Raw genomic sequence first — 20,964 nt, 5'->3', positions numbered from 1 at the left:
CGCGCCACATATCGCTGCACCGGCGCCGGGAACTAGAATTTGGGTTACTTAACGGTAGTTAGCATCCCGCGCCGAGCGCGTGCCGGCGACACACGGTCGCCGGAGCGCCACTCGGCGCCGCACCTGGGGAGTGAAAGATCTTGGCGGGTTCTGCCGACTTCGACCTGTACCGCCCGGCCGAGGAGCACGACATGCTCCGCGATTCCGTCCGCGCGCTCTGCGAGGCGAAGATCCTCCCGTTCGCGGCCGCGGTCGACGAGGAGGCCCGCTTCCCGCAGGAGGCCCTCGACGCCCTGGTCGCCAACGACCTGCACGCCGTCCACGTGCCCGAGACCTACGGCGGCGCCGGCGCCGACGCCCTCGCCACGGTCATCGTGATCGAGGAGGTGGCCCGCGTCTGCGCCTCCTCCTCCCTGATCCCGGCCGTGAACAAGCTCGGCTCCCTCCCGGTGATCCTCTCCGGCTCGGAGGAGCTCAAGGCCAAGTACCTGGGCCCGCTGGCCAAGGGCGACGCGATGTTCTCGTACTGCCTCTCCGAGCCCGACGCGGGCTCCGACGCGGCCGGCATGAAGACCCGCGCGGTCCGCGACGGCGACTTCTGGGTCCTCAACGGCGTCAAGCGCTGGATCACCAACGCGGGCGTCTCCGACTACTACACGGTCATGGCCGTCACCGACCCGGAGAAGCGCTCCAAGGGCATCTCGGCGTTCGTCGTCGAGAAGTCCGACGAGGGCGTCTCCTTCGGCGCCCCGGAGAAGAAGCTCGGCATCAAGGGCTCCCCGACGCGCGAGGTCTACCTCGACAACGTCCGCATCCCCGCCGACCGCATGATCGGCGCCGAGGGCACCGGCTTCGCCACCGCGATGAAGACCCTCGACCACACCCGCATCACCATCGCCGCCCAGGCCCTCGGCATCGCCCAGGGCGCCCTGGACTACGCGAAGGGCTACGTCCAGGAGCGCAAGCAGTTCGGCAAGCCGATCGGCGACTTCCAGGGCGTCCAGTTCATGCTCGCGGACATGGCCATGAAGATCGAGGCCGCCCGCCAGCTGACCTACGCGGCCGCCGCCAAGTCCGAGCGCGTTGCCGCCGGAGGTGAGAAGGAGGACCTCACCTTCTTCGGCGCCGCGGCCAAGTGCTTCGCCTCGGACGTCGCGATGGAGGTCACCACCGACGCCGTCCAGCTCCTCGGCGGCTACGGCTACACCCGCGACTACCCGGTCGAGCGCATGATGCGCGACGCCAAGATCACCCAGATCTACGAGGGCACGAACCAGGTCCAGCGGATCGTCATGGCCCGCAACCTGCCGTAACGCGCCCCGCCCCGCCCGCAGCACCACGACAAGGCCCCCGGCAGCCGCCGCGGGCCTTGTCGTGCTTGCGCCGCCGGGCGTACCGCGGGCGCCCGCGCGGTGAATGCGAAGGGCTCCTTTGTAACGATTCCGATCCAGCGGGCGGGACCGCCGACGCCGTGCGCCCCCGGGAGCCGGCGTGCTGCCGTCCGGGCGGGCCGCGACCGGCCGGGCCGGCCCGGCCCGCGGCACCGGCGGATGCGGGGGGCGGGGTTCCGGGGTTGAGCAGGGGCTCTTCCGTCCCGGGCGCCGGACCGTGCGCGTATAGAGGGGACAGGCGGGGGCCCGTGTGCCCGCATCGTACGGAACCCGCCGTAACCGGAACGTTGCCGGAGGCGGCCCGGCCGGGGCGCCGCCGGGCTTCGCACTGTGTGGGATGGGCTAACTTTGAAGCTTCGTACGCCTGAACCGGTTGGGGAGAGAACAAAATGACGGAAGCGATCCTGCTGGTCGGCGGGCAGGGGACGCGTCTGCGCCCCGTGACGGTGAACACCCCCAAGCCGATGGTTCCGGCAGCGGGCGTCCCGTTCCTCGCCCACCAGATAGCCAGGGCCGCAGCCGCCGGTGTCACGCACATCGTGATGGCCACCTGCTACCTCGCCGAGGTCTTCGAGCCCTACTTCGGCGACGGATCCGACTTCGGCATCACCCTCGAATACGTCGTCGAGGACGAGCCGCTCGGCACCGGCGGTGCCATCCGCAACGCCGCCGAGCGCCTGACCGGCGGCCCGGACTCCCCCGTCCTCGTCTTCAACGGCGACATCCTCACCGGCCTCGACATCGCCGGCCTGGTCGAGTCCCACCGGACGGCCGACGCCGACGTCTCCCTGCACCTCGTGCGCGTGGAGGACCCGCGCGCCTTCGGCCTGGTCCCCACCGACTCCGACGGGCGGGTGCTGGCCTTCACCGAGAAGCCGCAGACGCCCGAGGAGATCATCACCGACCAGATCAACGCCGGCTGCTACGTCTTCCGCCGCAGCGTGATCGACTCCATTCCGGCCGGCCGGCCGGTATCCGTCGAGCGCGAGACCTTCCCCGGCCTCCTCGCCTCCGGCGCCAAGCTGCACGGTGTCACCGAGGACACCTACTGGCTGGACCTCGGCAAGCCCGAGTCCTTCGTCCAGGCCTCCGCCGACCTCGTGCGCGGCATCGTCGCCTCCCCGGCCGTCCCCGGCCCCCGCGGTGAGGCCCTCGTCCTCCCCGGTGCCCAGGTGGCGGAAGGCGCCAAGCTGTCGGGCGGTACCGTGGTGGGTGCCGGCGCCCGGATCGAATCGGGCGCGGTCGTCCAGGGGTCCATCGTGCTGGACGGCGCGGTCCTCGGCGCTGACACGGTGGTGAACGCCAGCCTCATCGGCGCCGGCGCCTCGGTGGGTTCGCGCACCGTCGTGACCGGTGCCGTCATCGGTGACGGTGCCGTCGTAGGGGCTGACAACGAACTTCGCGCAGGGGTGCGGGTGTGGTGCGAGGCCGAACTGCCCGACGCAGCCGTCCGCTTCTCCTCCGACCGGTGACCAACTTCAGTGAGGCATAACCCTGTGATAGGCGAGCAGCAGACTCCCCGCAAGACCGACGTCGCCACCACCAAGCTCCCCGACACCTGGGCGCACACCCCCCTCACCGTGGTCATGCCGACCTACAACGAGGCGGGCAACCTCCCGGGCATGGTGGAGCTGCTCATGGGTCTCGACCAGCCGGGCCTGCGCCTGCTGATCGTCGACGACTCCTCGCCCGACGGCACCGGCAAGATCGCCGACGAGCTCGCGGAGGGCTTCCTCACCGAGGACGGCAAGCCGCGCATGTCGGTCCTGCACCGCACCGCGAAGGACGGCCTCGGCCGCGCCTACGCGGCCGGCATGGCCAAGGCCGTGGAGGACGGCGCCGAATACGTGCTCCAGATGGACGCGGACGGCTCCCACCCGGCCGGCAAGATCGCCGAGATGCTGGGCGTGGCCCGCTCCACCGGCGCGGGCCTCGTCGTGGGCTCCCGCTACGTGCCGGGCGGCACCCTGTCCGACGCCTGGGGCGCGCACCGCAAGCTGCTGTCCCGCTGGGCCAACGCGTACGCGAGCACCATCCTGGGCACCCGCGTCCGCGACATCACGGGCGGCTTCAACCTGTGGAGCGCGGCCGCGCTGAAGGCGATCGACCTCGCGTCGATCGGCAGCGCCGGCTACAGCTTCCAGGTGGAGATGAAGTTCAAGGCCCTGCGCCGCAACTTCCAGGTGATGGAGGTCCCGATCCACTTCGAGGACCGCACCGTCGGCGAGTCGAAGATGAACCTGGCCGTGCAGCTGGAGTCCATCGCGATGCCGTGGAAGCTCCGCGCCGCCGCAGGCAAGAAGTAGGCAAGAAGTAGGCGAGCAGGACGAGCAGAAGGGGCGCCCCCGGCCGGGGGCGCCCCTTCTGCCGTTGTCCGGCCGCCGTCAGGTCCTGGTGGCCGTGGGCCGGCGCTCCAGGAAGCGTTTCAGCCAGCGGGCCGCCGGGCGCTCCACGAAGCGCTGGATCAGCCAGGAGGCCAGCAGCATCACGGCCATCGCCGACAGCATCAGCGTCCACGGCTCCACGTCGCGGTGCCACTGCCTCAGCATCGTCAGCCCGGCCTGCTGGTGCAGCAGGTACAGCGGGTACGACATGGCGCCCGCGACCGGCAGCCAGCGCCAGTTGATCCGGTCCAGCCAGCCGAGGGCCACGGCGGCCATGACCACGTAGCACAGGGTGATGACGAGCAGGCACATCTCCCAGGACAGCCGGTCGCCCTTGACGGTGTTCCAGTGCACGATGTCGTTCAGCCAGCGCTGCATCAGCAGCCAGGAGAACACCAGCAGCGCCCACGGCTCACCCGCCCGCGGCCCCTCGCGCCGGATCAGGTAGAAGCAGATCCCGGAGATGAACAGCGGGGAGTAGTCCGGGTTGGCCAGGACGCCCAGCACCGGCAGGCCCGAGCCCGGGGCGAGCAGCGAGGCGACGGTCCAGATCCAGCAGAAGTTCAGCACCTTGCGGTACGTCAGCCCGGTCCAGGCGACCACCGCGAAGATCAGGTAGAAGCGGACCTCGGACCACAGCGTCCAGTACGACGCGTCCAGCGGCGCGGCCCCCAGCGGGGTCTGCACCATCGTCAGGTTCGTCAGGATCTGGCTCAGCCCCGGCCCGGCGCCGCCGAAGGGCTTGCCGAAGGACAGCAGTACGCCCATGGTGACCAGGACGCAGAACCAGTACGCGGGCCCGAGACGGATCACCCGGCTGCGCAGGTAGCTGCCGAGCGGCCGCCCCCACGCCGACATGCAGATGACGAAGCCGCTGATCATGAAGAACAGCTCCACGCCCATCCAGCTGTACCGGCCGACGACCGTCAGCCAGCCGAACGCGTCGCGGCCCCACAGCTCCTGACGGGTGTAGTGGTGGACGAGCACCAGCAGCGCCGCGAGGATCCGCAGCCCGTCCAGGACGCGCAGCCGGCGCCCCGCCGCGTGCGGGGACGGCTGTGCCTGCTCCGGCAGGGCGGGCAGGACAAGGGGTCTGTCGCCGTCTTCCCGTCGCTCTTCGAGGACGCGCGGGGACGGGTGCAGGGACATGAACACTCCACGGGCAGGACGGACGCATGCCCGAAATGTCGACGGCCGCGCCGGAACACGGGCCCATCCGCGCTATCCCCCGGCGCATGGGCCGCAACAGTCTTACGAGAAAACCATCGCACTGTCCACAACGCCCGGTTGGGGATACACCACACCCTCACCCGTTCAGGGGCGGGTCACTGACCCCTGACGGTGACCTTCTGGTCGTTCTGGATCTCCTTGACCAGCTGCTGCACTTTCGCCTTGTCCCAGACGAGGTTTCCGCCCCGCTGGCCGGAAATGGGCATGTTCATCGACACGCCGTCACCGCCGCTGATGCCCTTCATCGCGAAGAACATCTGGCCCATGTCCCACAGCCCCATGTCCTTGTCGACGATGAGCGTGTCCAGGCCGGCGCCCATCACCGGGTAGAGGGAGAAGGGGTTGAGGACGGTGCCCGGCGTGGCCGCCTGGCTGGCGAGGGCGGACAGGAACTTCTGCTGGTTCTTCGTCCGCTGCAGGTCCGACTCCGCGAACGCGTACCGGGTGCGGACGAACGCCAGGGACTGCTCGCCGTTGAGGGTCTGCCGGCCGGCCTTGAAGTCGGCGCCGGACTTCTCGTCCTTGAACCCCTGCTCGATGTCCAGCTCGACGCCGCCCAGGGCGTCCACGATGTTCGCGAAGCCGGCGAAGCCGATCTCGGCGTAGTGGTCGATGCGCAGACCGGTGTTGAACTCGACCGTGCGCACCAGCAGCTCCGGCCCGTCCTCCGCGTACGCCGCGTTGAGCTTGGTCCGCTTGCCGGTGCCGGCGAACTTCTTGCCCGACTGGGAGCCGACGAAGGAGGGGATCTCCACGTCCGAGTCGCGCGGCAGCGAGATCATGGTGTTCCCGCTGGAGCACTTGGCGAGGATCATCATCGAGTCGGTGCGCTTGCCCTCGGCGGAGCCCGTGTGGAGCTTCTTCTTCTCCTCGTCGGACATGCCCTCGCGGCTGTCGGAGCCCACGATCAGGTAGGTCGTGCAGTCGCCTTCCTTGGGCCGCTCGATCACCTTCGACAGGTCGACCTCGCGGCGGACCTTGGAGTCGGCCCAGAAGTAGGTGCCGATCGTGGTCACCAGCAGCGCGGAGACCAGCACGATGGAGCCGATCTTGATCCGCCTGCGCCAGTCCGGCGCGGGACCGGCGGGACGGCGGGGGCCGCCAGGGCCGCCGGTGCCGCCGGGGTGCCCGGGGCCGCCGGGACCACCGGGGCCGGAGGGGCGGCCGTAGACCTGGCCGGTGTTGTACCCGCTGTCGTACGAGGAGTCGGGGCCCTGACCCTGCTGCGGAGGCACCCCGTAGCCGGAGCCGGGCCGGGCGCCCGGCGGGGACTGCGGCGGGACCTGCGGCCGGGCCGGGCGCTGCGCGGGCCGGGGCTGGGGCTGGGACTGCGGGGGCCGGGGTGCCTGCGGCTGCCGCTGGACGTGACGCATCCGCTGCGCCCCCTCCGGCTGCGGCTGCCCGCTGCCGCGCCCGTACCCGTCATCGCGGCGGCCGCGCCCGTCGCGCTCGCCACCGAAGCCGTCCCAGTCACTCATGCGCACAAGAATGCCCGGCCGGGAGCCCCCCGGGACACCCCGGTGGGGTGTTCGTACCGGTGCTGTTGCACACCTGATGCCTCCGGGACGCACTTAAGGTGGTTGCATGACACAGATACCGGAGGCACCGGAGGGCAAGCCGATCTCGGCGTCCCGGACCACCCTCAGCCACATCATGACGGCCAGCGACACCAACCTCCTCGGCACCGTGCACGGCGGTGTGATCATGAAGCTGGTGGACGACGCGGCCGGCGCCGTGGCCGGGCGGCACTCCGGCGGGCCCGCCGTCACCGCCTCCATGGACGAGATGGCCTTCCTCGCGCCCGTCCGCGTCGGCGACCTGGTGCACGTCCGTGCGCAGGTCAACTGGACCGGCCGCTCCTCGATGGAGATCGGCGTACGGGTCCTCGCGGAGCGGTGGAACGAGTCCACCCCCGCCACCCAGGTCGGCAGCGCCTACCTCGTCTTCACGGCGGTCGACTCCGACGGCAAGCCCCGCCAGGTCCCCCCGGTGATCCCGGAGACCGAGCGGGACGAGCGCCGCTACCAGGAGGCCCAGATCCGCCGCACCCACCGCCTGGCCCGCCGCCAGGCGATCAAGGAACTCCGCGAGCGCCGCGCCGCCGAGGGTCTCGATGAGGAATGATCCATTCGGTCGAGGCTGCGGCCACCCGTAGACTCCTCGGCTAACGTCCGAACGCCCGGTATCCGGGCGGTGGCGTGGTCCCCCCACCGGTTCCTGCTGCGGAGATGCACTCACCATGCCGAAGTCCATACCGCCCCCGCGGTCATCAGGAGCGGAGTCGCAGCGCCAGGGCCCGGCCGGGCCCCGTCGGCCACGGCTCCGCGCCCTGGACGGCATGCGGCTGGTGGCCGCCCTGATGGTGGTCGCCTTCCACTGGACCGGGGTCAACCGCTACCCCACCGTATGGGGCGGTACCCCCGAGAAGCTGATGCCGGGGCTGCAGCGGTTCAGCCAATACGGCTTCCTCGGCGTCCAGCTGTTCTTCCTGATCAGCGGCTTCGTGATCTGCATGTCCTGCTGGGGCCGCACGCCCCGGCAGTACTTCACCTCGCGGGTGGTGCGCCTCTTCCCCGCGTACTGGGTCGCGATCCTGCTCACCGGCCTGGTGGTCAACTACGCCGCGACGACCAGGCCGCAGCGGTCGCACCTGAGCATGACCGACTTCCTGTCCAACATGACGATGCTTCAGCAGCCGCTCGGCGTGTCCGAGGTGGACCCCGTCTACTGGACCCTCTGGGTCGAGCTGCGCTTCTACCTGATCTTCGCCGTCGTGGTGGCCCTCGGGCTGACCTACCGCCGGGTGCTGAGCTTCTGCGGGATCTGGATGATCCTGTCGGTCGTGGCCCGGGGCTCGGACAACAAGCTGCTCGAACTCTTCGTCATGTCCGAGTACGCGCCGTACTTCATCGCCGGCGTGGTCATGTATCTGATCTACCGGTTCGGTGCGAACTGGCTGCTCCTCGGCTCGGTCGGGTTCTCGTTCCTGGTGGCCCAGCACCAGCTGCTGGGCACGGGCGCCAGCTTCAAGTACGGCGTGATGCACCCGCTCAGCTGGGAGGTCATGACGCTGTTCTGCCTGGCCGCCTTCGGGGTCGTGCTGGCGGCGGCGATGGGTGCGTTCGACCGCGTCCAGTGGAAGTGGCTCACCACCGCCGGCGCGCTCACCTACCCCGTGTACCTGCTGCACCAGGAGATCGGGTTCGCCCTGATCCGCTGGGCCCGCGACCAGGGCGTGGGCGTCTGGCCGACCCTCGGCGCCGTGCTCGCGGCCGTGCTCCTGCTCTCCTGGATCGTGCACCGGTACGCCGAGCGGCCCCTGTCGGCCCTGATGCGGCGGATGCTGGACGCTCCCGGCCTGGCGCTGCCCAAGTCCGATCCGCCCGTACGCAGCCGCGCCGCGCTCGACGAGCGGCCTGCCGTCCTCGCAGAAGGCGCCGCCACCCGATGACCTCCGCACGCACGTTGCCCGTCCCCCCGGCCGGGCCGGCCGACCCGGCAGGCCACCGCGGCGCCGGGCCGGACGAGGGGCCCGCGGCGGCCCGCCGGCTGCCGGTGCCCGACTGGCTGTGGGCCGCCCTGCTGACCCTCGCCGTCGCGGCGTTCGGCATCGGGCGGGCGCAGCCCTGGCGGGACGAGCTGGCGAGCTGGAACGCCGCCACGCGCAGTACCGGCGAGCTGGTCGCCATGCTGGGTCACGTCGACGCCGTGTCCGGCCTGTACTACCTGCTGCTGCACGGCTGGGTCTCCGTCTTCGGGGACTCCACCGCCATGCTCCGGCTCCCGTCGGCGCTGGCCATGGCCGGCGCCGCGGCCTTCGCCGTGCTGACTGCCCGCCGGCTCTTCGACCGCCGGACGGCCGTCTTCACCGGTCTGCTCTTCGCCTTCGTGCCGGCCGTCTCCCGGTACGGCCAGGAGGCGCGGTCGTACGCCTTCGTCGTGCTGGCCGTCAGCGCCGCGACCTGGCTGCTGCTGCGGGCGCTGGACCGGCCGGCCCCGCGGCGCTGGGCCCCGTACGCCCTCGCCGTGGCGGCGGCCGGGCTGTTCCACGTCGTGTCGCTGCTCTTCCTGCTGCCGCACGCCCTGATCGTGCTCCTGCGTTGGCGCCAGGACCGCAGGGGGCGCACCGTCGTCGCCTTCGCGGTGACCGTGGCGGTGGGCCTGGTGCCAGTGGTGCCGCTGGTGCTGCTGGGGCAGCGCCAGGCGGGCCGCCAGATCGGCTGGATCAAGACCCCGCACCTGCGGAGCATCGCCGACCTGTGGAACAACCTCTTCGGCTCGCCGACCATCGGTCTGGCCCTCGCCGCGGTGGTGCTGCTCCCGCTCGCCTGGAGCCGGGGCCGGCGGCCCGCGCTGGAGCTCCTCCTGACGGGGGCGACCCCGATCGCGGCGGCCTGGGTGGTCTCGCAGGGCAGCACCTCGTACTTCATCGACCGCTACGTGCTCTTCACCCTGCCCGCCTGGGTGGTGCTCGCGGCCGCCGCCCTGGCCGCGCTGCGGCCGCGGCGGGCCGGGGCGCTCGCCCTGGCCGCGCTGATCCTCCTCGGCCTGCCCGACCAGCGCCACCAGCGCACCGAGTGGGCCAGGGTCGGCCTCGACGGCGAGGCCGCGGCGCGCGTCATCGCCCAGGGCTACCGGCCCGGGGACGGGTTCGTGCCCGTACGGGGCGCGGACCGGGTGTTCATGATCGACTTCCAGGTGGAGTACTTCCTGCCGGACCGCGTCCGGCTCAGGGACGTCTTCGCGGAGCGCTCGGCGGTGGCGAGCGACGACCTGTTCCCGCAGGAGTGCGCGCAGCCCGAGCGGTGCCTCGGCACCACCCGGCGGGTGTGGGTGGTGACCTGGAGCGGCACGAAGAACCCGTACCACAAGCTCCCGAAGGAACAGGCCGAGGCGCTGGCGGGCCACTACCGGGTGGCCCAGAGCCAGACGGTCCGCGGCCTGGAGGTCTCCCTCCTGGAACGCGTGAAGTAGCCGACTACGGGCCGCACACCACCTGGTCGCCGGTGACCGCCTGCGTCTCCGTGTCCTGGTAGGGGTCCTCGGGCCGCACCGGTACGACCTTGGCGAAGTCGGAGCCGGCGATCACCAGCACCGTGCGGCCCTGTCCCGGGACGGCGCGCAGTTCGCTGCCGGGCAGGGCCGTGGCCACCGTGCGGGCGGAGCGGTCCCAGCGCGGGTCGTAGGAGATCACCGTGCGCCGGACCGCGCGGCCGGCGCCGTTGCCCGGGGCGCCCGTGGTGTCGAAGCCGGTGGCGCGCAGGGCCGCGTCCACCCGTCCGCCGAGCCCGTCGATCCGGGTTCCGTTCTCCACCTGGACCCGTACCTGCTGCGGGGGCACGTCCACCGCGACCGCCGCCGGCGCCGCCGCCGGGGCCGCGGGCCGGCCCCGCCCCCGCTGGAACGCGGGGACGGGGCCGGCCCGTGGTGGTACTGCCGCCTACCAGTTGGCGGGCGAGTAGTCCTTCAGGAAGATGCCGTAGAGGTCCTCGCCGGCTTCGCCGCGGACGACTGGGTCGTAGACCCGGGCCGCGCCGTCGACCAGGTCGAGGGGCGCGTGGAAGCCCTCCTCGGCCAGGCGCAGCTTGTCGAAGTGCGGGCGCTCGTCGGTGATCCAGCCGGTGTCGACCGAGGTCATGAGGATGCGGTCGGACTGGAACATCTCCTGGCCGCTGGTCCGCGTCACCATGTTCATCGCGGCCTTGGCGGCGTTGGTGTTCGGGTGGCCCGCGCCCTTGTAGCCGCGGCTGAAGACGCCCTCCATCGCCGAGACGTTGACCACGTACGCACGTCCGCTGGACGCCTTGCGGGCGGCCTCGGCCATCGACGCCCGCAGCGCGCTGATCAGGATGAACGGCGAGGTGTAGTTGCACAGCTGGGTTTCGAGCAGCTCCACCGGGGAGATCTGGTCGATGGTCTGCACCCAGGTGTTGGTCTCGACGACGTCGGGCAGCAGCCCGCCCGCGTCGATGGCGGTACCGGCGAGGTGCCGCTCCAGGCTGGCGTTGCCCGCGACGAGGGCGAGGTCGGCGACCTTCTGCGCCTCCAGCCCGCTCACGCCGACGGGCAGCGCCGCCAGGCCGTCGACCGCGCCGGAGTTGAAGGCGCCGATGACGTGGTGGGCGGGGAGCTCGCCGGCCGGCAGCGGGGCGCTCTCGCCCTCGACCAGGGCGGCGTAGGCGGTGGGCAGGCGGCGCACGGTCTGCGTCGCGTTGTTGATCAGGATGTCCAGCGGGCCGGCCCCGGCCACCTGCTCGGCGAGCGCCACGGACTGCGCCGGGTCGCGCAGGTCGATGCCGACGACCTCCAGGCGGTGCATCCAGTCCGCCGAGTCCTCCATCGCCTTGAAGCGGCGGATGGCGTCCTTGGGGAAGCGGGTGGTGATCGTGGTGTGGGCGCCGTCGCGCAGCAGCCGCAGCGCGATGTACATGCCGATCTTGGCGCGGCCGCCGGTGAGCAGCGCGCGCTTGCCGGACAGGTCGGCGCGGGCCTCGCGCTTGGCCCGGTTCGTCGCGGCGCAGTCCGGGCAGAGCTGGTGGTAGAAGTAGTCGACCTCGACGTACCGGGTCTTGCAGACGTAGCAGGAGCGCGGGCGCTGGAGTATCCCGGCGATCCGGCCGGCCTCGGTGACGGAGGTGGGCAGGATGCCCTCGGTCTCGTCGTCGATGCGCTCGGCGGAGCCGGTCGCGGTCGCCTCGGTGACGGCCTTGTCGTTGGCGGTCTTGGCGGCGCGGCGCTCCTGGCGGCGGCGCTGCTTGACCGTCCGGTAGATGCCGGCGGTCGCGCGGCGTACGGCGATGGCGTCCGGGTGGTCGACGTCGATCTTGTCGAGCTCGTCGAGCACGCTGAGACAGACGGCGAGGCGCTCGGGGTCGATGCCCGGACCGTATGCCTGGTTGTCTTCGGTATCGGTCACCGTCATGGCCGCTGCCGTTCCTTGCTCGCTCGTCCGCGTCCGCCTGCTGCGGAAGTCCCCAAAACGGAAACTGTACGGAGCCGACACGCCCGGGACCAAACCCGATCCCCGCGCCCTCACCGACCGCGAGCGGGCTGTCACGTTATGGAGGGGATCGAGCCCCTTCGTCCCCGAGGTGCGGCTTGCGCGTACTCCCTCTGGTGTATGCCAGGAGGATGACTCGACCTGTGATCAAGGGGCCTTCGGACGGATGAACTGCGGGCCCGGGTGGGGCATGGTGGATCCCATGAGTGCCCTGGCCCTGTCGGTTCTGCTCTGTCTGGTGTCGGCCGTCGCGTACGCGGGCGGTGCGATCGTCCAGGAACGCGTCGCGACGAGTTCCCCGGACGGCCGCGCGCTGGCCCCCTTGCGCCGCGCGGGCTGGTGGGCGGCGGTCGCGCTGAACTGCCTGGGCGCGCTGCTGCACGTGGTGGCGCTGGCGTACGGACCGCTGAGCCTGGTCCAGCCGCTCGGGGCGCTGACCATCGTGTTCGCGCTCCCGATGGCGGCCGTGCTCGTGGGGCGCCGGGCGGGCGCGGCGGCCTGGCGCGGGGCGATGCTGGCGACGGTGGGCCTGGCCGGGCTGCTGGCCCTGACGGGCGGGGAGGGGCGGGGCCACCAGGCCCTGGCGGGCGGGGAGCGGAGCCTGCTGCTGACCGTGACGGCGGTGGCGGTGGCGGTGCTGGTCCTGGCGGCGGGGCGGATGCGGCGGGCGGTGCTGCGCAGCGTGCTGCTGGCCGCGGCGGCCGGTACGGCCTTCGGGATGGCCTCGGTGTTCACGAAGTCGGTGGCCGAGGGCGTGGCCCCGGACGCGACGGGCGGGCCGGTCGGGCTGTGGCCGGACCTGGCGGCGATCGCCGTACTGGCGGCGTTCGGGCTGCTGCTGTCCCAGGCCGCCTACCGGGGTGCGGGGCTGACGGCACCGCTGGCGACGGTGACGGTGGTCAACCCGGTGGTCGCGGCCGCCGTGGGGGTCACCCTGTTCGACGAGGGCTTCCGGTACGGGACGACCGGGGCCGTGGCGGCTCTGGCGAGCGGCGCGCTGGCGGCGGCCGGCCTGGTCCTGCTCACGGCCGTGCCGCCGCACGTGCGGGGGTCAGATGCCGACCCCCTTGCCGCGGAGGTACTTCAGCGGGTCGATGTCGGAGCCGTATCCGGGGCCGGTGCGCATCTCGAAGTGCAGGTGGGGGCCGCTGGTATTGCCGGTCGAGCCGGAGCGGCCGATGCGCTGGCCGCCGGAGACCTGCTGTCCGGCCTTGACGCCGAGCGCGGAGAGGTGGGCGTACTGGGAGTAGCGGCCGTCGGCGTGCTTGATGACGACCTGGTAGCCGTAGGCCCCGGCCCAGCCGGCCGACTCGACCGTGCCGGGGCCGACGGCCTTGATGCTGGTACCGGTGGGCACCGGGAAGTCGACGCCCGTGTGGTAGCCGCTCGACCAGGAGGAGCCCGCGACGTGGTAGGCGGTGCCGAGCTCGGCGTCGACGGGGGCGGTGAACCCGCCCGAGGCGGGCTTCTGCTCCGCTGAGGCGGGCTTCTCGGCCGGCTTGGCGGGCTTGGCGGCCTGCTCGGGCTTGGGCTTCTCGGCGGGCTTGGCCTGCTCGGGCTGCTTGGGCTGCTCGGGTTTGGCCTGCTCGGGCTGCTTGGGCTTGCTCTGCTCGGCCTTGCCGTCCTCCGGCGTGGCCGGGACCGGCTCGGCGGTGCGCGGCGGCTTCTCCGGGTTCTGCGCGGGGGGCGCGGCGGTGATCCGGAGGGTGAGCCGCTGGCCCGGGAAGATCAGGTTCGGGTTGGCGCCGACAGTGCTGCGGTTGGTCTCGTACAGGGCCTGCCAGCCGCCCTCGACGTGCTGCCGGCCGGCGATGGAGGAGAGCGAGTCCCCGGGCGCGACGGTGTACGGGTTGGGCAGGACGGAGGTGCCCGTGGGCCGGGGCATGCTGACGGGGGTCCCGGTGGTGGCCTTGGTCGGCTGGATCCGGTCCATGGGTGCCTGCGCCTGCGGCGGCTTCGCGGCGGGCGCGGAGGGCTTGGCGGCGGGCGCGGCCTCCGTCTTGGGGGCGGTCGCGCTGCGGCTGAGCCCGGCCTGGGGTCCGCAGGCGGGCCAGGCCTTGGGCCCCTGCCCCTTGAGCACCTTCTCGGCGACGGCGATCTGCTGGTCCTTGGTGGCCAGGTCGGCGCGCGGGGCGTAGGCGGTGCCGCCGAATTCGCGCCAGGTGCTCTGGCTGAACTGGAGGCCGCCGTAGTAGCCGTTCCCCGTGTTGGTCTGCCAGTTGTTGGTCGATTCGCAGGAGGCGACCTTGTTCCAGGTGTCCACGGAGGCCGCCTGGGCGTCCCCGGCGCCGATGAGGGGGAGGGCGATGCCCGCGCCACCTGCGGTGACGACGAGCGAGGCCCGGTTGATGCTGCTCGGCTGGTACCGGCGGTGCCGGCCCCGTACACCCATGGGAGCCCCCCTGGAAGACATCAGGAACCGCACAACCTAACGGCGCCCCGATGTCCTGACAAGGACCACAACCAGCCGTTCCCCACCGGCAGTTGACCTCAGCTCAACGGTCCCGGCTGCGGGATGGGCGCGGGCCCGGGCGGCGGCGGTACGGGGTCGGGCTCGGGGAACGGCGGCGGTACGGGCGGCACCGGCCGCGGCACCGGTCCGGGGTCCGGCAGCGGCGGGTTCGGCGAGGGGACGGGGTCGGGCTCGGGGACCGGCGGCTGTGTCTGCTCAAGTTTTCGCACCATAAACCTCACCTTCCCCCGATCTCAGCCGGTACGCCCCCCGAGCAGGGCGGCCGCCAGCCCCGGCCCGGGGCTGGAGAGCACGGGAACGCCGGTGCGGGCGAGCGCGGCGGCCCCGGCCATGGAGGCCTGGGCCAGCACGATGACGTCGGCATCGGAGACGGCGTCCGCGGCGTCGGCCACCGCCCGGAGGTACCCGTCCGTATCACCGGCCTCGAACCGCTCCCAGGCCCCCTCGACGACCTGGGTCCGCACGCTCACCGCACGCCCGGCGGCCTCCTCGGCGATCAGCTCCCCGGTCGGCGCGAGCGTCGACTCCACCGTGGCCAGTACGACGATCCGCGGCCCGGTGCGCACGGCCTCGGCCGCCATCGGCCGGTCCACGCGCAGCACGGGCACCCCCAGGGCGGGTGCGAGGGACTCCGCGACCGCGCCCACCGTCGAACAGGTGACGAGCACCGGCCCGCGTACCCCCGCCAGCACCCCGGACACCTCGGCCCGCACGGCTTCCGGCCCCAGTTCACGGGCCCGGTCGAGCAGCTCCGGGACCACCAGGTGCCGCAGCGCGGCCCCCGCGTGCCGTGCGTCGCGCAGCGCGTCGAAGACGGGGACGTGCGCGGGCGAGGTGTGGAGCAGGGTCAGCTCCGTCACCACAGAGCCGAGTCCCGGTCCAGCTGCCCGACGGCGGCGTCGACGACCTCGGCCGGCGGCACGGGCGCCCGCTCGGGGTGCTTGGCGGCCCAGCGAGCGGCGTAAGGACACAGCGGCACGACCGGCACCCCCTCCCCCTCGGCGATCGCGTAGAAGGCCCCCACCAGGTCCCCGGCGATCCCCCGCCCCTCGTGCCCCGGCTCCACGACCGTGTGGACGGCCACCAGCGCGTGGGGCTCCCGCTCCAGCACGAAGTAGGCGATGAAGCCCACCACCGCGCCGTCCTCGACGGCCAGCAGCCGCCCCGCCTTGCGCTCGTCCAGCAGCTCGATCGCCATGGTCCCCGACTCCCCTCAGACAGCCACCGCGTGGGGGCTGCGCTCCTGGTCCGTACCCGGCACGGGGGCGGACGGGTCCGCCCCCAGCTCGATGATCTTGTTCTCGCCGTCCACGTGCACGACGCGCGGCGTCAGCGCCCGCGCCTCGGCGTCCTCGACCTGTGCGTAGCTGATCAGGATGACCAGGTCCCCGGGGTGCACCAGATGCGCGGCGGCCCCGTTGATCCCGATGACCCCGGACCCCCGCTCACCCTCGATGACGTACGTCTCCAGCCGAGCACCGTTGGTGATGTCCACGATGTGGACGAGCTCACCCGGCAGCAGGTCGGCGGCGTCGAGCAGATCGGCGTCGATGGTCACGGACCCGACGTAGTGCAGGTCGGCCTGGGTGACGGTGGCCCGGTGGATCTTGGACTTGAACATTGTCCGAAACATGAAGAAGCTCCCAAAATGTCTGCTCCCTGCCCGCTTCACACAGGTCAAGGGCGGTCCCGGCAGCCTACAACCGTTCGCGAGTTCGGTCAGCTTTCCCCGGGTCTTCCAGGACTCGGGCTGACCGATTGCTGACTTTTCTAATACTTCATCAGGTTGACGCGGGTTGGTCCGACCACCGCACTGCGTGAGCCCCTGGGTCCGGCGCAGCCGGCCAGGGTTCGATCAGAGTGAATTTCAGCCAGCCCCTCCTGCGCGGTAAGGAGGAGGACAACGCAGAACCCCGCAGGGTCCGGGCCCTCGTCGAGCGCACCTTCGCCCAGATGAACAACTGGAAGATCCTCCGCGGCGCGACGGCTGCCGCCCCAGGACCTCCGCTGGATGGGGGGCTGCCCCGTCCGCGGAGGCGGACAGGGCAGCCATGGTGGAGCGGGATCCCGTGCTGTGCGGTGGGTGCGTCAGCGTCGGGACGGCTCTGCGATGGCCTCGCCGTACCCGGTGGTGCAGGCGTACTTGTTGCCGGTCGCACCGTCCTGGAGGCACACGGTGACCTTGACCTTCTTGCCCTCCGGTAAGTCCCACTGATCGAAGTCGGAGCACTTGCCCTTGCCCCGCACCTCGTACATCCACTCCTTGCCGTCGATGCGCGCCGCGACGCGCCGTCCGTCCGCGGCGTCGTCACAGACCCGCAGCCAGTCGCGGTTGTGGTGCCACGTCGCACGTCCGCCGCGGTTCACGTCCGAGGTCACCACCGTGATGTCCTCCCCGAGCGGGGTCGCCGAAACCGATCCCGTCGTGACGGCCAGGCTCCCGGCCGCGAGGGCCGCCGCCATGACCGCCTTCGTCCTCCACTTGCCCATTCCGTTCATATCGCTTCCTCCATTGTGTTGATGGTCCGTGTGCGTGGCACGGCCGTGATTGCCTGCGCGCGCTCTTCGTGATCGCCCCCGCACGTTCGCCGCGGTTTCGACGCCGTACGGCGGTGGCGCTCCCCCTGCCGCGACAGAACTCCGGCCGACACAGGCCGGGTTCGGCCCGGGACTAGCCGTTGAGCCACAGCGCGTACTTCGTGGACGCCGTGACCCTTTCGCACCGCCACTGCTGCCCGGAAGACCGGCCGGCCGTGACACAGTTGTCGAGCGTGCGGTAGGTGCCGGCGTAGTACCAGTCCGACGGGGTGCCCACGGAGCCTGCCGCCGGACGGGGTTCCACGCCGGCCGGGGCCGCCGCGGCGACACCAGCTCCGGACAGCAGCACGGCGGCCGTCCCCAACGCCAGGCAGTAGCGTTTGCCTCGTGACATGAGGTCCTCCCGGAAGTTCGACGAAAGACTGGCCCTGGACCGGTGAGCCGAGCGGGAGTGCTCGCACCGACTGGGCGCCATGTGGCCCCTCGTTGGGCCCGGAACCGAGTCTGGCGGCTCCGCACCCCGGGTGGAAGCGATCAATGATGCGGTGATCGGCGGGATTGATAGCCTTTCCGGCATGACCAGAGGCAGGGCGTCCGATCCCAGTCCCCGCCAGCTGAGGCTGCTGATCGTCCTGTCCGAGGAACTGCACTTCGGACGCGCGGCCCAACGGCTGTTTATCAGTCAGCCGGTGTTCAGCCGCCAGATCCGGGCCCTGGAGGAGACCCTCGGTCTGACGCTCGTGAAGCGGTCCACACGACGTGTGGAGCTCACGGCAGCGGGCGAGGTCCTCCTGCCCCACGCGCGCGCCGTGGTGGACGCCGCCGACGAGTTGCGGCAGGCCGCCGAGTCGGCGGGGCGGGTGGGAGCGCTGTCGGGGCGGCTGATCCTCGGCGCCTACGTCACCGCGCTGCCCGTGATCAGGACCATCGTCGAGCACGCGCGTGAGCGCCACCCCGGCCTGGAGGTGGAGCTCAGCGATATCGGGTTCGTCGATCAGGCGCAGGCCCTCCTGGAAGGGCGGGCCGACGCCGTCTTGTGCTTCGGGCCCGTGCCGCCGGGCATCCAGGCCATGGAGGTGGCCCCGGAGCCCCGGCTCGTCTGTCTTCCTGACACCCATCCACTCGCCGCCCGAGACCGGGTGACGCTGGCCGATCTCGCCGGCCTGCCGGTCATCGGCCTCGCAGACCGTCTCCCGCAGGCGTGGCGCGACTACTGGGCCGCGGACCCGCGCCCGGACGGCTCCACCGTCCGCTACACCGATCACGGCGCGACCACCATGGAGGGCATCGTCTCCGCCGTCGGCCTCGGCCAGGGGATCGCCTTCGTGGCGGGTGCCGCGGGCGAGCTCTTCCCACGCCCGGGCATCCGCTACCTGGAGGTCGTCGACCTGCCCCCATCCAGCGCGCTCCTCACCTGGGCCGCGTCCCGGCGGGACGAGCCCGGCCTGGCCGCGATACGGGGCGTGGTGCGCGAGGTATGCGCGACCGCCGCGGTGGCCCGGCTGGGCTCCCGGTGGTGGGACACACCGGACCAGTCCGCCCCGCGCCGGTAACAGCCACGGGCTATCACACTGCAGGCGCACGCACGCCTCGCGGCCGTCGCCGAACGGTTCGATACACCGGGACCATGCTGCAATTCGCGTAGGACGAAGCGGACCTCCTCAGGCGGAAGGAGAAGAGGGAAGGAACGGCATCTTCGCTATGGATGTCAGCGCCTATGCCGCACTGAGCCTTTTCCAACCTGCCCGCGATGCCCGGCTGTTGGGGGGTCAACGGCTGTACGGAACGAAGAAGCCCCTGGTAGACGGGTCCTCGACCAAGATCACCCCTGTCCGCCAGGAGCAGGCCGCTGGCCTCACGGGCGGCCCTCCGCCAGCAGCCCGGCCAACTCCGCGGCCGCCTCGTCGATCTCCCGCCCGCACGTCAGCAATACGTCGTACGAGGCACCCCAGGGATCTGCGATCCCGTCTGCGGCCCGCTCCACCGGCGCCCGACTGCCGCGGGCGGCCGCGGCCCGGGCGATCCTTTCCCGGGGCGGGACCGCCTCCCCCTGGGCCAGCCGCAAGAACTCCCTGACCGTGAAGCACTTGCGCATGGCCGCCGGCCACAGGCGTACGGCCGTCTCCCGGTGCTCCCGCTCAAGACCCAGGACGAGATCGGCCTCCGCAACCAGCTCCGGCCTCAATAGCCGTGACGTGAACCTCGCACTGTTCCCGCCCAGTTGTTTCAGCACGGAACCGGTCGCCGGATGCATGCCCGCGATGTGCTGGGCCCTGGTGCCCGCACTGCCCACCCGCGCTTCCGGGAGCCTGGCCGCCAGCAGCCGTTCGGCCAGGGGGGAGCGGTGCACATTGCCGGTGCAGACGAAGAGGATGGTCAGCCGAGCCGCGTCGCCGTCATCCACGGGTAGGTCTCCTCGATACCGCGGGATGCCGCCGGGGCGCGTCACTTGACCCCACCCCGCAGCAGCGCTGCTCCTTGGGACAGCTCATCCTCGGCACATGAACGCGGCGGCGGGGTCAGTGCGGCCGACGGGTCGCCGTATCCGTATCCGTATCCCCCCTGCCTCGGCTTCGGGCTCATGCTGAAGACCGTGCCGAGGGTCCGCACCCCCACCGTACGCAGGGCTTCGGTGGCCGCCGCGACCCGGTCGCGCGGGGTCTTTCCGGCCCGTACGACCAGGAGCGCACCGTGGGCGAGAGTGGCGAGTGCCACCGTGTCGGCCACGGGCAACAGCGGGGCGGTGTCGACGATCACGGCCTCGTAGCCGGCGGCGAGTTCGCGCAGCAACTCCGCCATCCGGTCGGAGGCGAGCAGCTCGGTGGGGTTGGGCGGGACGGGGCCGCTGGTCAGGACGGAGAGCCCGCCCGCCGTCTGCATCACATCCCCGATCCGCGCCTGGCCGATCAGCACACTGGTGAGGCCGGCGTCCTGGACGAGCCCGAGGGTGTGGGCCACGCAGGGGCGGCGCAGATCGGCGTCGACGAGGCAGGTGGAGGTGCCGGCCTCGGTGAGCGAGAAGGCGAGGTTGACCGCGGTGCTGGTCTTGCCTTCGCCGGGCAGCGAACTGGTGACGACGATGACCCGAGGCCGGTCGCCGATCTGGGCGAACTGCAGGTTCGTCCGCAGATGACGGAATGCCTCGGCCCGCGCCGAGTGCCCTGCGGCACCGGCGGCGAGCGGCTGCTGCGGGCTGTCCTTGTCGAAGGGAATCGAGCTGAGTACGGGCAGGCTGGTGAGGGCAGCCAAGGCGTCCGCAGACTTGACGGTGACGTCGAGCGTCTCCCGGAGCAGGGCGGCCCCCGCGCCCAGCAGAAGACCGGCGATCAGGCCCGCGGCAAGGTTGAGAGCAGGACGCGGGCTGACCGGGACCGAGGGGACCGAGGCGGTCCGGGTGACGCCCAGTTTCACCGGGGACTTGGCCACCCCGTTGGGGGACGGGGCGTCGAGGGTCTCCAGGCGCTCGACGACATCGCTGAAGCGGTAGGCAACCGCATCCGCGACGGCCGCCGCGCGACGCGGCTCGGTGTCCCTGACCGTGATGTTGACCAGCACGGTGCCGATCGGCGCTTCCGCGGTGATCCGGCCGGCGAGTTCGTCCGGCGTGGTGTCGAGGCCTAGGGAGGAGACGACGTGCCGGGTGACCTGACGACTGGTCACGATCGATGCGTACGACTGGACCCGGGCCAGCGAGAAGCTGTTGCCCTGCTGGAGCTCGCTGGTTTCGCCGCCGGACCGGGCGGAGACGAACAGCTGGGCGTGCGCCTGGTAGACGGGGGTCGAGAGCGCAGTGGCCGCCCAGCCGGCAGAGACCCCGAGCAGCGTGCAGACGATCACGACGGGCCAGCTCCTGGCCAGTGCTCTCAGGATGCTGCGAAGTTCCAAGATGTGCACCTCATCGGGTCGTTCGGGCAGCGCGCCCGGCCAGGTTAGACTAATTTGTCTGGT

The 20,964-nt window shown here is 71.7% G+C and carries 18 protein-coding genes and 3 pseudogenes; 9 read left to right on the top strand and 12 right to left on the bottom strand.

Annotated features, from left to right (window positions below; translation table 11 throughout):
• Window positions 1–140 precede the first annotated feature (140 nt).
• From AB0F18_RS07550 to AB0F18_RS07540, 3 genes are all read left to right on the top strand, one after another.
• A complete protein-coding gene (locus AB0F18_RS07550) occupies window positions 141–1,313 on the top strand; it encodes an acyl-CoA dehydrogenase family protein (RefSeq protein WP_362055993.1) in 1,173 nt (390 codons plus the stop codon).
• 467 nt (window positions 1,314–1,780) lie between these two features.
• Window positions 1,781–2,863, top strand: a complete 1,083-nt coding sequence (locus AB0F18_RS07545) for an NDP-sugar synthase (RefSeq protein ID WP_362055991.1) — start codon at window positions 1,781–1,783, stop codon at window positions 2,861–2,863.
• 24 nt (window positions 2,864–2,887) lie between these two features.
• Window positions 2,888–3,697, top strand: a complete 810-nt coding sequence (locus AB0F18_RS07540) for a polyprenol monophosphomannose synthase (RefSeq protein ID WP_362055989.1) — start codon at window positions 2,888–2,890, stop codon at window positions 3,695–3,697.
• Window positions 3,698–3,775: 78 nt separating this feature from the next.
• Here AB0F18_RS07540 and AB0F18_RS07535 read toward each other — a convergent pair whose 3' ends face one another.
• Together AB0F18_RS07535 and AB0F18_RS07530 are read right to left on the bottom strand one after the other, a co-directional pair.
• Window positions 3,776–4,924 carry an acyltransferase gene (locus tag AB0F18_RS07535; protein ID WP_362055987.1) on the bottom strand — a complete coding sequence of 383 codons (1,149 nt, stop codon included), beginning with the start codon at window positions 4,922–4,924 and terminating at the stop codon, window positions 3,776–3,778.
• A gap of 176 nt (window positions 4,925–5,100) precedes the next feature.
• Window positions 5,101–6,483: an LCP family protein gene (locus AB0F18_RS07530; protein ID WP_362055986.1), complete on the bottom strand. Its 1,383-nt coding sequence runs from the start codon at window positions 6,481–6,483 to the stop codon at window positions 5,101–5,103.
• Window positions 6,484–6,589: 106 nt separating this feature from the next.
• Between AB0F18_RS07530 and AB0F18_RS07525 the strand changes: the two genes are divergently transcribed.
• The 3 genes from AB0F18_RS07525 (at window position 6,590) to AB0F18_RS07515 (ending at window position 9,979) form a co-directional block, all read left to right on the top strand.
• Window positions 6,590–7,129 (top strand): acyl-CoA thioesterase, encoded by a 540-nt coding sequence (locus tag AB0F18_RS07525; RefSeq protein WP_362055984.1) that lies wholly within the window; start codon window positions 6,590–6,592, stop codon window positions 7,127–7,129.
• Window positions 7,130–7,244: 115 nt separating this feature from the next.
• Window positions 7,245–8,456 (top strand): acyltransferase, encoded by a 1,212-nt coding sequence (locus AB0F18_RS07520; protein WP_362055982.1) that lies wholly within the window; start codon window positions 7,245–7,247, stop codon window positions 8,454–8,456.
• Window positions 8,453–9,979, top strand: coding sequence for a glycosyltransferase family 39 protein (locus tag AB0F18_RS07515; protein ID WP_362055980.1), 1,527 nt, complete (start codon window positions 8,453–8,455; stop codon window positions 9,977–9,979). Before AB0F18_RS07520 ends, AB0F18_RS07515 begins: the two co-directional genes overlap by 4 nt.
• Window positions 9,980–9,983: 4 nt before the next feature.
• Here the strand turns inward: AB0F18_RS07515 and AB0F18_RS07510 are convergent.
• Both AB0F18_RS07510 and AB0F18_RS07505 read right to left on the bottom strand, forming a co-directional pair.
• Window positions 9,984–10,367, bottom strand: a pseudogene (locus AB0F18_RS07510) (LytR C-terminal domain-containing protein); the annotation flags it as partial.
• A 78-nt stretch (window positions 10,368–10,445) separates the two neighbouring features.
• The gene (locus tag AB0F18_RS07505) at window positions 10,446–11,927 is read right to left on the bottom strand and encodes an SDR family NAD(P)-dependent oxidoreductase (RefSeq protein ID WP_362055978.1); all 1,482 of its coding nucleotides are present in this window, start codon (window positions 11,925–11,927) and stop codon (window positions 10,446–10,448) included.
• A gap of 280 nt (window positions 11,928–12,207) precedes the next feature.
• Here AB0F18_RS07505 and AB0F18_RS07500 point away from each other — a divergent pair.
• Window positions 12,208–13,032 (top strand): annotated as a pseudogene (locus AB0F18_RS07500) (DMT family transporter); the annotation flags it as partial.
• Window positions 13,033–13,056: 24 nt separating this feature from the next.
• Here AB0F18_RS07500 and AB0F18_RS07495 read toward each other — a convergent pair.
• From AB0F18_RS07495 to panD, 4 genes are all read right to left on the bottom strand, one after another.
• Window positions 13,057–14,397, bottom strand: a complete 1,341-nt coding sequence (locus AB0F18_RS07495; RefSeq protein WP_362055976.1) for a transglycosylase family protein — start codon at window positions 14,395–14,397, stop codon at window positions 13,057–13,059.
• A 314-nt stretch (window positions 14,398–14,711) separates the two neighbouring features.
• Entirely contained in the window at window positions 14,712–15,341 is a 630-nt protein-coding gene (locus tag AB0F18_RS07490) for an aspartate/glutamate racemase family protein (RefSeq protein ID WP_362055974.1), read from the bottom strand.
• The gene (locus AB0F18_RS07485; protein ID WP_362055972.1) at window positions 15,335–15,676 is read right to left on the bottom strand and encodes a GNAT family N-acetyltransferase; all 342 of its coding nucleotides are present in this window, start codon (window positions 15,674–15,676) and stop codon (window positions 15,335–15,337) included. The genes AB0F18_RS07490 and AB0F18_RS07485 overlap by 7 nt, the downstream gene beginning before the upstream one ends.
• Window positions 15,677–15,691: 15 nt before the next feature.
• Window positions 15,692–16,111, bottom strand: a complete 420-nt coding sequence (panD, locus tag AB0F18_RS07480; RefSeq protein ID WP_362055971.1) for an aspartate 1-decarboxylase — start codon at window positions 16,109–16,111, stop codon at window positions 15,692–15,694.
• Between the two features lie 239 nt (window positions 16,112–16,350).
• On the opposite strand from panD, the pseudogene AB0F18_RS07475 reads away from it, so the two are divergent.
• Window positions 16,351–16,455 (top strand): annotated as a pseudogene (locus tag AB0F18_RS07475) (IS5/IS1182 family transposase); the annotation flags it as partial.
• A 111-nt stretch (window positions 16,456–16,566) separates the two neighbouring features.
• On the opposite strand, the gene AB0F18_RS07470 reads toward AB0F18_RS07475, so the two are convergent.
• Both AB0F18_RS07470 and AB0F18_RS07465 read right to left on the bottom strand, forming a co-directional pair.
• Window positions 16,567–16,977: a hypothetical protein gene (locus AB0F18_RS07470; protein WP_362055969.1), complete on the bottom strand. Its 411-nt coding sequence runs from the start codon at window positions 16,975–16,977 to the stop codon at window positions 16,567–16,569.
• A 172-nt stretch (window positions 16,978–17,149) separates the two neighbouring features.
• Window positions 17,150–17,410: a hypothetical protein gene (locus AB0F18_RS07465; RefSeq protein ID WP_362055967.1), complete on the bottom strand. Its 261-nt coding sequence runs from the start codon at window positions 17,408–17,410 to the stop codon at window positions 17,150–17,152.
• 181 nt (window positions 17,411–17,591) lie between these two features.
• On the opposite strand from AB0F18_RS07465, the gene AB0F18_RS07460 reads away from it, so the two are divergent.
• On the top strand, window positions 17,592–18,569 hold the full coding sequence (locus AB0F18_RS07460) for a LysR substrate-binding domain-containing protein (protein ID WP_362055965.1): 978 nt from the start codon (window positions 17,592–17,594) through the stop codon (window positions 18,567–18,569).
• Between the two features lie 302 nt (window positions 18,570–18,871).
• Here the strand turns inward: AB0F18_RS07460 and AB0F18_RS07455 are convergent, their stop codons facing one another.
• Complete coding sequence (locus tag AB0F18_RS07455) at window positions 18,872–19,420, bottom strand: low molecular weight phosphatase family protein (protein WP_362055963.1); 549 nt, start codon at window positions 19,418–19,420, stop codon at window positions 18,872–18,874.
• A gap of 41 nt (window positions 19,421–19,461) precedes the next feature.
• A complete protein-coding gene (locus AB0F18_RS07450) occupies window positions 19,462–20,901 on the bottom strand; it encodes a polysaccharide biosynthesis tyrosine autokinase (RefSeq protein WP_362055961.1) in 1,440 nt (479 codons plus the stop codon).
• Window positions 20,902–20,964: the final 63 nt, after the last annotated feature.

Source organism: Streptomyces sp. NPDC029216 (assembly GCF_040648015.1).
Lineage (GTDB): Bacteria > Actinomycetota > Actinomycetes > Streptomycetales > Streptomycetaceae > Streptomyces.
Note: the sequence above shows the minus strand (reverse complement) of the source record. Positions and strands in the feature narration are given on the sequence as shown.

What these genes read in the sequence shown, in the direction of transcription:
- AB0F18_RS07545 (WP_362055991.1), top strand. Translation starts at nt 1,781, where the DNA reads ATGACGGAAGCGATCCTGCTGGTCGGCGGGCAGGGGACGCGTCTGCGC.
- AB0F18_RS07535 (WP_362055987.1), bottom strand. Translation starts at nt 4,924, where the DNA reads ATGTCCCTGCACCCGTCCCCGCGCGTCCTCGAAGAGCGACGGGAAGAC.
- AB0F18_RS07530 (WP_362055986.1), bottom strand. Translation starts at nt 6,483, where the DNA reads ATGAGTGACTGGGACGGCTTCGGTGGCGAGCGCGACGGGCGCGGCCGC.
- AB0F18_RS07525 (WP_362055984.1), top strand. Translation starts at nt 6,590, where the DNA reads ATGACACAGATACCGGAGGCACCGGAGGGCAAGCCGATCTCGGCGTCC.
- AB0F18_RS07520 (WP_362055982.1), top strand. Translation starts at nt 7,245, where the DNA reads ATGCCGAAGTCCATACCGCCCCCGCGGTCATCAGGAGCGGAGTCGCAG.
- AB0F18_RS07515 (WP_362055980.1), top strand. Translation starts at nt 8,453, where the DNA reads ATGACCTCCGCACGCACGTTGCCCGTCCCCCCGGCCGGGCCGGCCGAC.
- AB0F18_RS07505 (WP_362055978.1), bottom strand. Translation starts at nt 11,927, where the DNA reads ATGACGGTGACCGATACCGAAGACAACCAGGCATACGGTCCGGGCATC.
- AB0F18_RS07495 (WP_362055976.1), bottom strand. Translation starts at nt 14,397, where the DNA reads ATGGGTGTACGGGGCCGGCACCGCCGGTACCAGCCGAGCAGCATCAAC.
- AB0F18_RS07485 (WP_362055972.1), bottom strand. Translation starts at nt 15,676, where the DNA reads ATGGCGATCGAGCTGCTGGACGAGCGCAAGGCGGGGCGGCTGCTGGCC.
- panD (WP_362055971.1), bottom strand. Translation starts at nt 16,111, where the DNA reads ATGTTTCGGACAATGTTCAAGTCCAAGATCCACCGGGCCACCGTCACC.
- AB0F18_RS07470 (WP_362055969.1), bottom strand. Translation starts at nt 16,977, where the DNA reads ATGAACGGAATGGGCAAGTGGAGGACGAAGGCGGTCATGGCGGCGGCC.
- AB0F18_RS07465 (WP_362055967.1), bottom strand. Translation starts at nt 17,410, where the DNA reads ATGTCACGAGGCAAACGCTACTGCCTGGCGTTGGGGACGGCCGCCGTG.
- AB0F18_RS07460 (WP_362055965.1), top strand. Translation starts at nt 17,592, where the DNA reads ATGACCAGAGGCAGGGCGTCCGATCCCAGTCCCCGCCAGCTGAGGCTG.